14 protein-coding genes and 1 CRISPR repeat array are annotated in these 15,617 nt (G+C 35.6%); of the genes, 10 read left to right on the plus strand and 4 right to left on the minus strand.

The features are described from left to right. Positions 1–8: 8 nt before the first annotated feature. From lacA to JP39_RS11280, 6 genes are all read left to right on the plus strand, one after another. Positions 9–443 (plus strand): galactose-6-phosphate isomerase subunit LacA, encoded by a 435-nt coding sequence (gene lacA, locus JP39_RS11255; protein WP_041500002.1) that lies wholly within the window; start codon positions 9–11, stop codon positions 441–443. A gap of 17 nt (positions 444–460) precedes the next feature. Continuing rightward, complete coding sequence (lacB, locus tag JP39_RS11260; protein WP_041500000.1) at positions 461–976, plus strand: galactose-6-phosphate isomerase subunit LacB; 516 nt, start codon at positions 461–463, stop codon at positions 974–976. Between the two features lie 408 nt (positions 977–1,384). Then, positions 1,385–2,329 carry a hexose kinase gene (locus JP39_RS11265; protein WP_041499998.1) on the plus strand — a complete coding sequence of 315 codons (945 nt, stop codon included), beginning with the start codon at positions 1,385–1,387 and terminating at the stop codon, positions 2,327–2,329. 33 nt (positions 2,330–2,362) lie between these two features. Next, on the plus strand, positions 2,363–3,352 hold the full coding sequence (lacD, locus tag JP39_RS11270) for a tagatose-bisphosphate aldolase (RefSeq protein ID WP_211257136.1): 990 nt from the start codon (positions 2,363–2,365) through the stop codon (positions 3,350–3,352). Between the two features lie 397 nt (positions 3,353–3,749). Further along, on the plus strand, positions 3,750–4,064 hold the full coding sequence (locus JP39_RS11275; protein WP_041499995.1) for a hypothetical protein: 315 nt from the start codon (positions 3,750–3,752) through the stop codon (positions 4,062–4,064). A gap of 614 nt (positions 4,065–4,678) precedes the next feature. Beyond that, entirely contained in the window at positions 4,679–5,080 is a 402-nt protein-coding gene (locus JP39_RS11280) for a MerR family transcriptional regulator (RefSeq protein ID WP_041499994.1), read from the plus strand. A gap of 36 nt (positions 5,081–5,116) precedes the next feature. Here JP39_RS11280 and JP39_RS11285 read toward each other — a convergent pair whose 3' ends face one another. Together JP39_RS11285 and JP39_RS11290 are read right to left on the minus strand one after the other, a co-directional pair. Beyond that, positions 5,117–5,953 carry a DNA/RNA non-specific endonuclease gene (locus JP39_RS11285; RefSeq protein WP_041499992.1) on the minus strand — a complete coding sequence of 279 codons (837 nt, stop codon included), beginning with the start codon at positions 5,951–5,953 and terminating at the stop codon, positions 5,117–5,119. After that, on the minus strand, positions 5,953–6,636 hold the full coding sequence (locus JP39_RS11290; protein WP_053085060.1) for a sunset domain-containing protein: 684 nt from the start codon (positions 6,634–6,636) through the stop codon (positions 5,953–5,955). Before JP39_RS11290 ends, JP39_RS11285 begins: the two co-directional genes overlap by 1 nt. Before the next feature lie 170 nt (positions 6,637–6,806). Here JP39_RS11290 and cas9 point away from each other — a divergent pair, with 170 nt between their 5' ends. The 4 genes from cas9 (at position 6,807) to csn2 (ending at position 12,916) form a co-directional block, all read left to right on the plus strand. Continuing rightward, the gene (gene cas9, locus JP39_RS11295; RefSeq protein ID WP_041499991.1) at positions 6,807–10,877 is read left to right on the plus strand and encodes a type II CRISPR RNA-guided endonuclease Cas9; all 4,071 of its coding nucleotides are present in this window, start codon (positions 6,807–6,809) and stop codon (positions 10,875–10,877) included. A 152-nt stretch (positions 10,878–11,029) separates the two neighbouring features. Further along, positions 11,030–11,905, plus strand: coding sequence for a type II CRISPR-associated endonuclease Cas1 (cas1, locus tag JP39_RS11300; protein WP_041499989.1), 876 nt, complete (start codon positions 11,030–11,032; stop codon positions 11,903–11,905). A 13-nt stretch (positions 11,906–11,918) separates the two neighbouring features. Continuing rightward, entirely contained in the window at positions 11,919–12,215 is a 297-nt protein-coding gene (gene cas2, locus JP39_RS11305; protein ID WP_371851528.1) for a CRISPR-associated endonuclease Cas2, read from the plus strand. Continuing rightward, the gene (gene csn2 / locus JP39_RS11310) at positions 12,212–12,916 is read left to right on the plus strand and encodes a type II-A CRISPR-associated protein Csn2 (protein WP_041499986.1); all 705 of its coding nucleotides are present in this window, start codon (positions 12,212–12,214) and stop codon (positions 12,914–12,916) included. Before cas2 ends, csn2 begins: the two co-directional genes overlap by 4 nt. Positions 12,917–12,936: 20 nt before the next feature. After that, positions 12,937–14,424: a CRISPR direct-repeat array (repeat unit 36 nt; unit sequence GTTTTAGAAGTATGTCATCTCAATTACTTAAGAACC). Positions 14,425–14,484: 60 nt separating this feature from the next. Here the strand turns inward: csn2 and JP39_RS11315 are convergent. Beyond that, entirely contained in the window at positions 14,485–14,925 is a 441-nt protein-coding gene (locus JP39_RS11315; RefSeq protein ID WP_041499984.1) for a flavodoxin domain-containing protein, read from the minus strand. A 4-nt stretch (positions 14,926–14,929) separates the two neighbouring features. Further along, positions 14,930–15,550: an NAD(P)-dependent oxidoreductase gene (locus tag JP39_RS11320; protein ID WP_041499983.1), complete on the minus strand. Its 621-nt coding sequence runs from the start codon at positions 15,548–15,550 to the stop codon at positions 14,930–14,932. Positions 15,551–15,617: the final 67 nt, after the last annotated feature.

Here is a 15,617-nt window from a genome sequence, read left to right on the forward strand (position 1 = left end):
ATATTTTTATGAAAATCGCATTAGCTTCAGATAAAGCAGGATTTGAATTAAAAAATTACATCAAGAGTTATCTTGAAAATGAAGGCAAAGGCTACGAAGTTGTAGACCTTTCAGAAGAACCAGCTGCTGATTTCGTAGATTCATCAGTTGCAGTTTCTCGTGCCGTACTTGATGGCAAGACAGACCGTGGAATTATGTTTGATGAATATGGTACAGGTTCAGCCATGGCAAGTAACAAGATTCACGGCATGGTAACAGCTAACGTTACTGAAGAAAATACAGCTCACATGACAACACAACACAACGGTGCTAAAGCAATTGCTATTGGTGCTGGAATTGTTGGTAACAAACGTGCAGAATCAATCGTCGATGAATACTTAGGTGTTGAATACGCTGGTGGACGTCACCAAATCCGTTTGGACATGCTAGAAAAACTATATTAATAGGAGGAAATCAATTTATGATTATTGCATTAGGAAACGACCATATTGTTACAGATACTAAAATCAAAATTTCAGAAATGTTAAAAGCTATGGGTCACAAGGTTATTGATGTTGGTACATATGACCACACAAGAACTCACTACCCTATCTACGGATTACGTGTAGCTAACCTTGTACGTGATGGCAAAGCCGACTATGGTGTCGTACTTTGTGGTACTGGTGTTGGTATTTCAACAGCCGCTGACAAGAACCAAGGCGTTCGTGCTGCATTAGTTGCTGATACAACAACTGCTAAGTATGCCAAAGAACACTTGAATGCTAATGTTATCAGCTTTGGTGGTGCCGTTGTCGGTGAACATCTAGCTGAAGAAATCGTTAAGACATTCCTTGCTGCTGACTATTTAGGTGAAGATGACGATCTAGTTAAGAAGATTGATGCCGTTGAATCAAAGGACAATCCAGACCAACACGACAATCCACACTTCTACGATCATGAAATGAAGCTATGGGACGAAGGATTCTATCATGACTAGGATTTAGAGAGTGGAGCAAGCCTGGGAATTTCCGAGCATTTACGTAGCTTCCCGAATTGTCCGCGTACTTGGCGGACGATTTGGGAAGGTATGTAAAGCGGAAGAAATTGGCTTGCGGAACTCGTTTTAGAGCCACTGCCTATATAAAGAGGTCTAACAACCTCTACATACACATACAAGGCATCCACCCTAACCTTCCAATCCAAATCAAAGAAAAACAAAAAAAGTGAGCTGCCATTGTGTAACTCATCAGGGCTATATGAAATAAAAAAGTTAGCCCGGCTTGATGCACTGAACCACGTGGTACAGTGCATCAAGCTGGACTAACTTTGAGAGGTTTTGTTTCATAGAACCCATTTTTAATGGCCTGAACCAGACTATTTTAAATTTAATAAAGGGGTCCGCACAATGAGTAATTCAGTTTTAACAATCACAATGAATCCTTCAGTTGATATCTCCTATCCACTAGAACATCTAAATATTGATACCGTCAATCGTGTTAAGGATGTTTCCAAGACAGCTGGTGGTAAGGGATTAAACGTTACAAGGGTTCTCAAGCAACTTAGCGTTGATGTCACAGCATCAGGAATTATTGGTGGAACAATCGGCCAATACATTACTAACCAACTTGATGAAAATGACATCGATCACGCTTTCATGAAGATCAGTCAAGAATCTCGTAACTGTATCGCTATTCTACACGACAATGGTGACCAAACTGAGATTCTTGAAGCAGGTCCTATCCTTTCAAAAGACGACGAAAACGCTTTTCTAGAGCATTTCGACGATCAAGTAAGTAGCTTCAATTTAGTAACAATCTCTGGAAGTTTACCACAAGGCCTTTCAAAGGCCCTTTATTCCAAGATGGTAAATGTCGCTGCTAAGCACAATGTTCCCGTTATTCTGGATAGTTCTAACGAGGCATTACGTTTAGCTCTAGAAAGCGATGTTAAGCCATTTATGATTAAACCTAATCAAGATGAAATTGCTCAATTAATTGGTAAAGAAATCAGTGATTTGAACGACTTGAAAGACAAATTAGCAACCGAAGAAATTTTCCAAGGAATTCCTTGGGTTGTGGTTTCACTAGGTTCGCAGGGCGCATTCGTTAAATACCAAAATAACTTCTTCAAAGTAAATATTCCAAAAATTCACGCCGTTAACCCTGTTGGATCAGGCGATTCCACTGTAGCTGGTTTAGCCGCAGGTATCGTAAAAGATGAAAAACCAGAAGATATTATGAAAAGAGCTATGACAGTCGGTATCCTAAATACTTTACAGGAAAAGACTGGAAATATTGACATTAGTCAGTATGAGGATTATTTTGAAAAGGTAGACATAGTTAAGTACTAATGTTTAATTTATTATTCGGAGGAATGAATGTATATGACAACAGCAAAAAAGTACGCAGCACTAGAAAAAATGTCTGACAAGAACGGAGTTATTGCAGCTCTTGCTATTGACCAACGTGGTTCACTAAAGAAGATGTTAGCCGCAGCCGCAAACAAGCCAGCTAACGAAGAAGATATCGTTGAATTCAAGAAAGCTATTGCTTCTGAATTGACACCTTATGCTTCAGCTATCCTTTTGGACCCAGAATATGGTCTTCCAGCATCAAAGGTTAGAGCAGCAGGCTCAGGTCTATTAGTTTCATACGAAAAGACTGGTTATGATGCAACTGAACCAGGTAGATTACCTGATTTGATTTCAGTATGGTCAGTACGTCGTTTGAAGGAAGCCGGAGCCGACTCAATCAAGTTCTTGCTTTACATCGATCCAGATGAAGATAAATCAATCATCGACCAAAAGGAAGCATTTGTAGAAAGAATTGGTGACGAATGTGTTGCTGAAGATATTCCTTTCTTCGTTGAATTAGTTACATACGATGACTCAATTGGTGACGTTAAGAGTGCCGAATATGCTAAGGTAAAGCCTCACAAGGTTATCGAAGCTATGAAAGAATTCTCAAAGCCTAAGTACAACATCGATGTTTTGAAGGTTGAAGTTCCTATTAACCTTGACTACGTTGAAGGATTTAACGGCGACAACCCTGTTGTTTACACAAAGGATGAAGCTATCAAGTACTTCAAGGAACAAAGCGATGCTACAAACTTGCCATATATCTTCTTGAGTGCCGGTGTTACAGCTAAGGCCTTCAGAGATGAACTACACCTAGCTAAAGATGCTGATGCTAAGTTCAATGGTGTTCTATGTGGACGTGCCACATGGAGAGGTGCTATCGAACCATTCGCCAAAGATGGTGAAGAAGCTGGTAAGAAGTGGATGAACGATCAAGGTAAGAAGAACATCGAAGAATTGAACGAAGTTCTTGCTGAAACTGCAACTTCATGGAAAGAAAAAGTTTCAAAAGACTAATTTAAAACTTTAAAAATTATGCACTTTGAATAAACTGGGTTTTCTTGGACAATCTTTTTGTTCAGGAATCTCCAGTTTTTTCTTTTGGGCCGTCTCCAGGGAAGAGAAATATTAACCTGCTATGCGGACCGGCGTGAGCCAAGGTCTCACACCTCGGTTTGAAGACTTACCAAAGACCGGTAAGTCTCCAAACTCGCCCGGTGGTGTAACAGCTAAAGCTGTAACGCCACAACCACAGCGGGTGAATATTCTCTTCCCTTCCGACTAGTTGATCTGCTGCAATTTAATATAAAAATACTAATTATTCGGATATACGACTATAATTAATAACAATGTTTAAAACACATTATTACTTAACACACTATATTATTTAGAAATTTTATCTGGGGGTAAAATTATGGTACCTGCTAACTTTGAATTGGCTAGAAACGCTATTACATCAATGGTTGCTGTATTATTGATTGTCATTTACATTATCTACATGATCTCAAAATACTCACATCGTGATAAAGAAAAGGTTTGGACTGGTGATACGATTCTTTTGACTTTCATCGCTATTTACTGTGTTTATATCACACTGATGAACTTTGTTAAATTGCCTGCTAGTCTTGATTACATCAATACGATTGTCACGTTTGTCTTTATGGCTGTTGTGATTATATTTATCATTAGTTCTATTTTTAAGAAAACTACTAATAAGTCTAAAAAATAACAAATTAGGTCTCCTAAATCCGTTTGGATTTGGGGGATTTTTTTGTTTGCCGCCTCCGGGTTCGAGGCAGTAAGGTTGCCTGCTGTTGGACCGGTTCGGGCGCAAGGTCTCTCACCTCGGTTTTGAACTTCGCAAAGTACGCGAATTTCAAAACACGTCCTGTGCTGTAAGGGCGAAACGCCCTAACACCACTGCAATTGCTGGCACCTTACTGCCTCGAACCCTCCGGCTAATTTATACTTTCATTTTCGCCTTATATTTTCAGAATACATATTCATATTTAAAGACTTATACATAAAAATTTTAGACATTATCAACTCCAGAAAACCTAGCCGAAGGTCGTCAATAATATAGTCAAGCTGTGGAGGTGGCGTTATGGCTTTAGCCATTACACCACGGGACGAGTTTGGATACTTGCCGAACTGTGGCAAGGATTCAAATCGAGGTTCGAGACCACATTCTGGCTCGGACCGGTCCCCACGCAGACTATATTATTGACGACCTTCAGCGGAATATTTCAGTCCACCCACCTCATTGACATTATGTAATCAGAATCGTCCTGTAAAGATGCTACCCTTGTCCTTGAAAGTTCATTTCAAAGGGTGTGATTATTCTTGAAAATTTCTGAAGTAAGTAAAACGGTCGGTCTTTCAATTCCAACTATTCGTTATTACTGCGACCTTGGCTTGGTCCCTTCCATTCAGCGTGATCTTGACGGTGAAAGAGTTTTCGACGATGAATCCATCACTTGGCTGAAAGGTATTAAGTTTCAAAGGGACTTGGGATTGTCGCTTTCTGAAATTCAAACGTACTTACAATTGAGTCAGAAAACCGGTCCTGCAGCTTTGAAAAAACGTCACGCATTGTTGTTAGAGCAACGAAAAAAAGCCCAGTCAGACCTTGATGCGGCCACTGAGCGGTTAAATTGTTTGGATGAAAAGATTAGGTTAGAAGAAGCTATTATTAAAGGTACTAAGAAGGATAGCTTGAGTGCTGCAAGAAGATTTAGCCAATAGAAAAGGCGGTCACATTGTGATCGTCTTTTTTGTGTTTTATCCAATTTGACTTGTTCCGTCTGCGTAATTTAGTGTGACACCTGACTGAACATTAAAAATGTAAACATTGAAGTGAACGGCATTGTCACCAATCGATTGTGCTTCCATCTGAACACCACGTGGCAACAATTCATCCCCACGAAAGACTGGTGTGACACGATATCTAATGTAATGTGAACTACTTTGTTTCAAATAATAAGCAATATCCATTTCGTGTGCTAACATTTCTGGACTGTTCAATGAACGTGTCCCAGTCATCAAATTTTTCGGATTATTATTTTGGCCTGTTAACTGATAACCAATTAAATGACTGCGGTTGTAAAGCCAGCCACCATTGATTTTCTTATTGTGCCAGCCTGTTGGATTCCAATGTAAAGGTTCCCGTTTAGCTGATGGCATAAGTGAAATATTCAACAATGCGTTAGCGGCAGTAACTCGGTTGAGATTATCGAGGTCGCCATACTGTTGCCAAGCACCTTTAGCTGTACTCAAATCGTCTTGGTTAAAGCTAGGATTATTGTTATTGACGACTATTTCCTGCGTGCCATTGTAATTCATATTGGCTAAATCAGTATTAGCAGCTGTTTGAGTTGGCTTGTTGTTGTGATCATCAAGGAACTTTTGATTGTCCGCAATCTCTTGTTGAAGTTTAGAAATTGATTTCTTGAGTTGCTTATTTTTTGAAACTAACTTCTTAGTTTTCTTTTGATAAGAGTAATTCTTCACATATTCAGTTTTAACATTGCTCTTAGAAGCAGCCTGACTCTGCGTTGTGACTGTTGCCGTGGCTGGAACTAAGGCTAATAAAACTAAAAATCTAACTAACTTTTTCATTAGCGTTTTGCCCTCCTATAACCGGCATTGATGGCCTCTTGCTCGTTGTGAAAATAGACTGCATTAGATGAATTCATGTTGTAACCGGCTTGACCAGGGACGTGGTAGATGTGCGAGTTAACATTTCCAACAATGGATCCTGAATCAGATGTGTTCATATCACCTTTAGTCTGAGTTTGCGATGCAGACTGTTGCGATTGCTGTTGTTTCTGTGCAGCTGCAGCTTGTTCTTGTTGCTGTTTTGCTTGCTCTGCTTGTTGCTTTTGAGCGGCTGCCTGTTGCTCTTGTTCCTTTTGTTTAGCAGCTGCCTCATCACTAGCAATCTTATCCTTTTGCGACTGTAGACTATCTGCTTGTTCTTGAAGTTTCTTTTTCTTAGCAAGTAAAGCTACATTCTCTTTTTTGGCAATTTGGTACTTGTCCTTACCGATATACTTCTGCTTTTTTACTACTTTAGTAGTCTCGGCACTGCCCGTTTGTTTGGAATCGGTTTGTTCAGAAGTTCCACCGCCGCCAAAGCCAAGTGTGATTATCATGATTAAAATACTCAATAATAAGCCATTGCGATAATGCTTTCGGATAGCTTTAGTTTGAATCGTCTTATCTAACTTACGAGTCTTGAACATTTTGACTATAAAATAAATTATAAATCCAAACGCCACGACACCGACTATTCTTGTCATCCCCTGTTCCCCCTTTTGAAGTTTCTTATACTTATAAATACTATGTTATCCAAATTTATGAAGTTAACAATGATTTTTACAGCTAAAAATTACATATTGTGAAATAATGAATTTGGTATATCGTATAAAGTGAAAGTTCCTTAGTCAATCATATTTTAAAGGAGTCAGATATGAGTAAGAAAGATTCAGAATACTATATTGGATTGGACATTGGTACAAATTCCGTTGGTTGGGCCGTTACCAATGGTAAATATGACTTATTAAACATTAAAAAAAAGAATTTATGGGGAGTTCGACTCTTTGAAGCTGCGGAATCGGCTGCTGGTCGTCGTATCAATCGCTCTACAAGACGACGCTATCGCCGTAGACGTAATCGAATCAACTGGTTGAACGAAATTTTTGCTGACGAACTATCAAAAGTTGACCCATCATTTTTAACCAGATTAAACTCTTCTTGGATCTCAAAGAAAGATTCTTCACGAACACGTGATAAATATAATTTATTTATGGATGCCGACTATACTGACAAAAATTATCATCATAAGTACCCTACTATCTATCATTTAAGACGTGATTTGATGTTTGATGATAAACAATTTGACATCAGACTAGTTTATTTGGCCTTACACAACATAATAAAATACCGTGGCAATTTTACCTATGATCATCGTAAATTCAACGTTTCAGAAATGAGTAGCAATCTTACAAAAGCACTAGAAAATTTCAATCAAGAACTTATGGAATTTGAAGATGCCTTTCCTGATAATACTGACTATTCAGCAATTTCTGAAGTATTATTAAAATCGAATAATGTTTCAACGAAAATTGACGAAATCATTTCAAATTTAGAATTAGACAAGGATACAAAGAAATATCTAAAAGAAGTATTGAAACTAATTTTAGGTAATTCCGCAAATCTAAATACAATTTTCCATACTTCCTTAGATAAAGATGATGAGAAACTTTCATTATCCGCTAAAGATATTGAATTGAAGCTTAACAATCTCGATAGCCTTTTGTCTGATGAACAAATTCATTTTATTTCTTCTGCAAATGAACTCTATAGTTCCATTACTTTAAATGACATTCTGGATGGCAAGACATACTTAAGTTTAGCCAAAATCAAACAGTATGATACACATTGTTCAGACCTTCAAGAACTAAAAGAAATGTGGTATAAAACCACAAACCCAGATTTAATCAAGAAATCACGAAAGGCCTACAAAGAATATGTTCACGGATCATATAATACTGAGGACTTTTACAAAGCTATTTCGCCATTTTTAAAAATTGCTATTCCTGAAGACCTTGCCAAAGATGCTTTGAAAAAGATAGATGCTAATACGTATCTTCCAAAACAACGTACTAGTAATAATGGTGTAATTCCTTTTCAATTAAATCTCATTGAATTAGAAAAAATCATCGATAATCAAAGTAAATATTATCCATTTTTAAAAGAGAATCGTGAAAAAATCATTTCAATTCTAAGTTTCAGAATTCCATATTATGTAGGACCTATCCAAGCTCCTACTGACAAGAACTTCTCTTGGATGGTAAAGAAAATACAAGCAAAAGCTAGACCTTGGAATTTTGATGAAGTTATTGACCGAGAAAAGTCTTCAAATAACTTTATTAAACGTATGACAACAACTGATACTTATTTAGTCGGAGAACCCGTACTACCTAAAAATAGTTTAATCTATCAAAAATTTGAAGTTCTTAATGAACTTAACAACATTAGGATTAGTAAAAACTTATCCCAAGATCCTTTAGGTTCAAAATTATCTGTAGAAGTAAAACAACAAATTTTTGAAGAACTCTTCAAAAGATATAAAACTGTTAAGAGTGACCAATTAAAAAAATGGTTGATAAGGAACAGTTACTTTACTGACCCTACAATTATCGGACTATCTAAACCTTCAGAATTTAATTCAAGCTTATCCACCTTTATTGATATGAAAGCAATCTTTGGTATGGACTTTGTCAACAATCCAAGGAATTCTTCACAGTTAGAAGAATTAGCTGAATGGCTAACAGTTTTTGAAGACAAACAAATACTATCTGAAAAAATCCGACATTCTAATTATCCTTACAGTGACCAGCAAATAAGAAAGATATCAAATATGCGTTATCGAGGTTGGGGGAGAATTTCTAAAAAATTACTCTGTGATATAAAGGTAGAATCTACCATCTATAAGTCCCACCAATTACACCCTTACTCTATTCTTGATTTAATGTGGTCAACTAATAATAACTTTTATAGTATTCTTCACAAGGATAAATACAATTTTGAATCTATCCTGGAAGATTACAATCTAGGCACTGACGACAAAACCGACATCAATGAATTGGTTGACAATATTCATACCTCCCCTGCTTTAAAACGAGGGATTATTCAATCAATTAACATTGTTAAGGAGTTAGTAAAATTCATGGGGCATGCTCCACAACATATCTTCTTAGAATTCACGCGTGAGGATAAAACTTCTACACTATCTGAATCCAGAAAGAAACGTTTAAAAAAACTCTATAACAACCTGTCTGAGGATACAAAGAAATTCAAACTCGATTTGCGTGATTACTTGGTACCAGACAAAAGTATTCAAAAAGAATTAGAAAGTCATGACAAGGATCTTTCTAAAGAAAGATTAATGCTATATTTCTTACAAAATGGAAAATCGTTATATTCTGACGAAGCACTGGACATTAATCGACTATCTGAATATCAAGTAGATCATATTTTGCCACGCACATACATTAAAGATGATTCTCTAGAAAATAAAGCCTTGGTATTGGCCAAGGAGAATCAAAGAAAAGCCGATGATTTATTACTCCAACCTTCAATCATTAACAAAAATATGGAACGATGGATCTACATGAAGGACCACGGAATGATTAGCCCTAAGAAATTCAAAAATTTAACTAGAACCACAATTACTGAGGATGATAAAGTACATTTTATTAATCGCCAATTAGTACAGACATCTCAAATAATTAAAAACGTTGCCAACATACTCGACAATATGTATAAAGAACAAGGAACAACTTGCGTCGAAACTAAGGCTAATCTATCGAGTGCATTTAGAACTGCATTTAGTGAGCAAGACGATAAGTATCACTTCAAACATCCCGAATTTATCAAGAATCGTGATGTTAACGACTTTCACCATGCTCAAGATGCTTATTTAGCTTGTCTCTTAGGACTATATCGTATTCAAAGATTTCCAAGTGATGAAATGCTATTAATAAAAAAAGAATATCGAAAATTCTTTGCTCAGGCTCAAAATAGCGTGAAGAATCATGGCAAAATTCCAGACAGTCAAAAAAATGGCTTTATTTTGGCTCCATTAGTTAATGGGGAAACATTAATAAACAATAAAACCATGGAAACTATTTGGAATATGGATTATAAAAGAAAAGTAATTAAAATCTTCAATTATAAGCAATACAACATCACCAAAAGAACAGAAATTAAAACTGGAGAGTTTTATAAACAAACACTATATTCACCCCATGATGAGAATGTTAAAAATCCAATTCCTCAAAAAAAGAATCTGGACCCTAAAATCTATGGCGGATACAGTGGCGTACAATCATCTTACTTAGCAATAATTAAAGTAGATCAAAAAAAGCCAACAATGGTATCTGTTCCTATAAGATTTTCTAAAATGATTGATGATGGTAAACTATCACTGCAATCATGGCTTGAAAATAATATTAAACATAAAAAAACGATAGAAGTCTTAAAAACTAAGATTCCTATCGGTCAATTAACTTATAACCCAAAGAACGGTTATCTATCGGTACAATCTGAAAAAGAAATAGCAAACGCACAACAATTATTTCTTCCATTCGAACATGTTGCTTTGCTAACATTACTACATGCTCCAACCTCAGAATATGATCAAATACTATCATTTTACGATACAGATATCCTTTTAGAAATATTCGATGAAATCACAAATAAAATTAAAACTTTTTTCCCTTTTTACATTGATGAACAAGAATATTTAGTTTCTATAAGGGAAAACTTCCAGTCAGCAACTGTAATAGAAAAGGTTAATGTACTTCAACAATTATTAATAATGCTTCATGCCAATTCAAGCCGTATCTCAATTAAACTTGGAGAAGTGTCAAAAAAAGATCTTGGTAGAAAAAAGAAAAGAATCCCATTGGAAAATACAGACTTAGTCTATCAATCAGTAACGGGATTATACCAAACTAAATTCCACATTGATTAAAAAAGGGCAAAAAAAATACTCCCACGCGGGAGTGGCCCTAAGGCTATTTAACATTTATGTTTATTTTAATTCAGTAAGTCATCTCAATTACTTATGAACCACCTACATATTATCGTAATTCGACATTAATTTCAATAATTAGGAGATTGATTATGGGTTGGAGGACTATTTATATAACGCAAAAAGCCAAGCTTTCGTATAAGGCTAATCATTTATTGATCCAAACGGATATGGATTTGAAACAAATACCATTTCACCAAATAAATTGTATCGTTATTGCCACCACGCAATCGGTAATTACCGGCTATTTAGTTTCAGAATTGATTGAAAATAATATCAAAGTTGTCTTCTGTTCCCCCGATCACAATCCTTGTGCTGAATTAAATGGCTATTACAATAATATTCAACGTAATCAAAATATCGAAGATCAAATTTCTTGGAGCATTCCTGCCAAGCAAGAACTATGGACAGACATTGTTAAAAATAAAATTGAGAATCAAATCGCACTCATGGAAAAAGATAATCTAGATACTTCTGACATCGTTACGGAATACTCGTCTATTCAAGCAAATGATTCAACCAATCGTGAAGCTGTGATTGCTAGAAAATACTTTCCCGCCCTATTCAACGAAGATTTTACTAGAGGGTCTGATTCCAAAGTAAACGCCATGTTAAATTACGGCTACACGATCCTTTTATCAGCAACCAATCAAGAAGTTGCTGCACAAGGATATTTAACACAATTAGGCATTCATCATCATAGTTTAAGAAACTGTTTCAATCTATCTAGTGATTTAATGGAACCATTTAGGCAATTTGTTGATTCTAAAGTTTTAGAACGAATAGACTATGATTTTGATGAATACGTCAAGCTTGAATTGGTTGATGTATTGAATCACGAAATAACATACAATGATAAGACTTTTATTTTAAAAAATGCTCTATCTCAATATATTCATGACTGTTTCTCATTTTTAAATTCTCAGCGAGACACAATCGGTAAGGTAGGGTTTAAAAATGAGGTGTAGAGCATTGAGATTAATGATTATGTTTGATTTACCTACTCTGACTGCAATGGATAGAAGAAACTATCGACAATTTCGAAAAAAGTTACTTCAAGATGGATTTACTATGATGCAGGAGTCTATTTATACCTGTATTTTGATTGATCGACAAGCCGCTAACTTATTGAATAACAAAATATCCTTATACGCCCCCAAAAAAGGACTAGTACAGTCACTCATTGTTACCGAAAAGCAGTTTGCCTCAATGAACTTCTTGACTGGAGAAAAAGATAACTCAGAAGAGAATACCTTCGAGAGGTTGACGGTAATATGACAAATTCAATTACTATTTTCCCTTACCAACCTTTTGAAATAGGATCTGGTTTGACATTATTTAATTTTCAAAATAAAAGTGAATTCTCTCAGCTAATTTTTAGACTTCATAACCTCAAAAAGCACACAACATTGACAGACGATACAAATCGAATTTTACACTTTTATACTGATCCGAAAAATCCGTTTGATGAAAATATTAAGGATGTGGAATTGCTCGGTGATCTCAATAGTTTTGACATCAATTCAGCTACACAATTAAAAATCATTTTAAAGAAGGTGGTAGCCAATTCAACTATTATTAAAGACGAAATTGAAGGAGCAAATTCTGAATTAAACAATTTAGTTTTTGAAGCAATCACTCAGTATACGGTCCCCTTAAGTATGGATTTCTATGCTAATTTTGAAAAGATTTTAAAAGCTAAAGGAGTTTTTGTGGATACTAGCAAATGGCAGAATTACTGTGATAAGATTATGGACGTAATCAGTTTTTATTCAGAATTTTCCAGCAAAAAATTGTTAGTTTTCTACGGTTTGGAACGTCTGCTTAGCTTGGATCAGTTAAACGAGATTGATGAATATCTAAAATCTGTTGATTTAACAATTATTTCTTTAGAGTCATATCCAATGTTATTGAAGGAGAAAGGCCTTAATATCAAGGTTTACTCCATTGATAATGATCACGTTAGATTTGATTATTAGAGGATGATTAGAAAACAACGGTTTTAGAAGTATGTCATCTCAATTACTTAAGAACCTAAAACACATGACAACATGCTGCACGATCAGTTTTAGAAGTATGTCATCTCAATTACTTAAGAACCCATGAAATCTTGAATCAATAGCTATAGTTTGTTTTAGAAGTATGTCATCTCAATTACTTAAGAACCGATCCTAACAACAATGGAAAAGATCTCTATGTTTTAGAAGTATGTCATCTCAATTACTTAAGAACCCACCAGTATCGTAAGCCAACTGATACAGGCGTTTTAGAAGTATGTCATCTCAATTACTTAAGAACCGAGAGAGGATCTCAGTCAAAGCAGCGAAATGTTTTAGAAGTATGTCATCTCAATTACTTAAGAACCTATTTTATGGTGATAAGAAATTACGAATGTGTTTTAGAAGTATGTCATCTCAATTACTTAAGAACCTTGATGAAGAAGCGCGTGTTAGTACTGATAGTTTTAGAAGTATGTCATCTCAATTACTTAAGAACCATATTGACAAGTAATCGTTAATGTCTACTTGTTTTAGAAGTATGTCATCTCAATTACTTAAGAACCCCCGTATTTAGTTCACGTGGTCATAGTAAAGTTTTAGAAGTATGTCATCTCAATTACTTAAGAACCAGATGAACTTTTGTCCAAGCGAAAACCTCAGTTTTAGAAGTATGTCATCTCAATTACTTAAGAACCAATTGTTCTGTATGAATACTTATTTTTGAGGTTTTAGAAGTATGTCATCTCAATTACTTAAGAACCCATGTATTTGACTTCGTTAACGATAGCGTTGTTTTAGAAGTATGTCATCTCAATTACTTAAGAACCTGAATACACGTCCATCAGGTCGTTCATCATGTTTTAGAAGTATGTCATCTCAATTACTTAAGAACCTGTTATACGTGTCACAGGCGCAAGACTGAGGTTTTAGAAGTATGTCATCTCAATTACTTAAGAACCTTTACTATGCCTGATGACAAAGCTGATGTTGTTTTAGAAGTATGTCATCTCAATTACTTAAGAACCAAATCTTACACAGCCTTTGTTAAATGCCATGTTTTAGAAGTATGTCATCTCAATTACTTAAGAACCGTTCAATCTATTAATAACTCTTCAACTTCTGTTTTAGAAGTATGTCATCTCAATTACTTAAGAACCTGATATTGATACAGCTAAACGTTCAATGAGGTTTTAGAAGTATGTCATCTCAATTACTTAAGAACCGTTGCCTTTAGTCCGAAATGCTGATTTAAAGTTTTAGAAGTATGTCATCTCAATTACTTAAGAACCGAATACTATCATCCGGTTCACTGACCTCTTGTTTTAGAAGTATGTCATCTCAATTACTTAAGAACCGAACAGGCAGCCATTGAGTTAATCGCTGCTGTTTTAGAAGTATGTCATCTCATTTACTTATGAAACAAAATGTATTGACCCCCCACTTCTAACAGGGTTTTAGAAGTATGTCATCTCAATTATTTATGATCCAAAAAAATAAGCTGTCACAGAACACCCCCATTGAGGTTTTGTTCATGTGACAGCTTATTTTTATTTCAAACTCTTCAAAACTCTATCGCCCAAATCTCTAACTCGCTTGAAATCATCTTCATCAGGGTCCTGATCAATCTTCACAGAATCGCTAACTTGTTCCCCGTTGCTAGAGTTAAGTTGCATCGTGAAATAATCAACGGCACGGCCAAAGTGAATATGTTTCTTTGAACTAGAACCTAACACCGCAAACTTAGTTCTTTCCAAATCAACGTCAGCTAAATCTTCATAAAAATCTTGAGCCTCGTCAGGGACTTCACCATCGTGATATGTATAACTTTCTACGATCACAGCGTCATAATCCGTCAATCCAAAGGCATCTGTATCGATAATTTCTTCTAAATCGACATCAGCGCCTTTTTCTTTTAAATAGTCGGCCAAATAATTAGCAATCTTTTCATTACGACCAGTCATGCTTGTATATGTTAAAAGTACCTTCATTTAATTACCACCTTACACTAATACGTTCTTTAGAATGCTTGTCTGCCAAAATTTCATCAACCATCGCCAATGCAAAGTCAGCGTAACTTATTTCACTTTTTCCTTCATCATTAAAAGTTAATTCTTCACCAGCTAAAACATACTTGCCAGTGCGTTCTGCTTTAGCTTGGAAATCGGCTGCTGGACTGATAAATGTCCAATCAATCTTGCTATCACGCAAAATATCCAATGACTTGGCCATTTCTTCACTCAAAGGTTTAATAGCATCGGGAAAATCAGCTTGTTGGTAAAGTTTAGTTGTATGAGCCTTATCAACATAAAGTGATCCTGCGCCACCAACAACCAATAATCTAGTTTTAGCATTTCCAATAATTTCAATCAAATGTTCCATTGCGGGAACGTACTCTTTAACAGATGGTCCAAAGAATCCTAAAGCGTCAACCAACACATCAAAATCTTTAATATCCTCAGCTTTCAAACTGTAAACATCTCTTACTAAATATTTATCAGTTGGTGATTTCTTCGCATCACGTACGATTGAAGTCACATCCAAATTTCTACTTAAAGCCTCTTTGACAATCAAAGAACCTTCTTTACCATTTGCCCCAATTACTGCTATTTTCATAAATCCACTACCTCCAAATTATATCGACATACTCACTTTACATAATCATAAGCAAAATAACCAAAGA

Source organism: Companilactobacillus heilongjiangensis, assembly GCF_000831645.3.
GTDB lineage: Bacteria > Bacillota > Bacilli > Lactobacillales > Lactobacillaceae > Companilactobacillus > Companilactobacillus heilongjiangensis.

Excerpts from the sequence above, each read along its gene's own strand:
- lacA (WP_041500002.1), top strand. The coding sequence starts at position 9 with ATGAAAATCGCATTAGCTTCAGATAAAGCAGGATTTGAATTAAAAAAT.
- JP39_RS11320 (WP_041499983.1), bottom strand. The coding sequence starts at position 15,550 with ATGAAAATAGCAGTAATTGGGGCAAATGGTAAAGAAGGTTCTTTGATT.
- cas1 (WP_041499989.1), top strand. The coding sequence starts at position 11,030 with ATGGGTTGGAGGACTATTTATATAACGCAAAAAGCCAAGCTTTCGTAT.
- lacD (WP_211257136.1), top strand. The coding sequence starts at position 2,363 with ATGACAACAGCAAAAAAGTACGCAGCACTAGAAAAAATGTCTGACAAG.
- JP39_RS11265 (WP_041499998.1), top strand. The coding sequence starts at position 1,385 with ATGAGTAATTCAGTTTTAACAATCACAATGAATCCTTCAGTTGATATC.
- cas2 (WP_371851528.1), top strand. The coding sequence starts at position 11,919 with ATGATTATGTTTGATTTACCTACTCTGACTGCAATGGATAGAAGAAAC.
- JP39_RS11285 (WP_041499992.1), bottom strand. The coding sequence starts at position 5,953 with ATGAAAAAGTTAGTTAGATTTTTAGTTTTATTAGCCTTAGTTCCAGCC.
- cas9 (WP_041499991.1), top strand. The coding sequence starts at position 6,807 with ATGAGTAAGAAAGATTCAGAATACTATATTGGATTGGACATTGGTACA.
- csn2 (WP_041499986.1), top strand. The coding sequence starts at position 12,212 with ATGACAAATTCAATTACTATTTTCCCTTACCAACCTTTTGAAATAGGA.
- JP39_RS11275 (WP_041499995.1), top strand. The coding sequence starts at position 3,750 with ATGGTACCTGCTAACTTTGAATTGGCTAGAAACGCTATTACATCAATG.
- JP39_RS11290 (WP_053085060.1), bottom strand. The coding sequence starts at position 6,636 with ATGACAAGAATAGTCGGTGTCGTGGCGTTTGGATTTATAATTTATTTT.
- lacB (WP_041500000.1), top strand. The coding sequence starts at position 461 with ATGATTATTGCATTAGGAAACGACCATATTGTTACAGATACTAAAATC.
- JP39_RS11315 (WP_041499984.1), bottom strand. The coding sequence starts at position 14,925 with ATGAAGGTACTTTTAACATATACAAGCATGACTGGTCGTAATGAAAAG.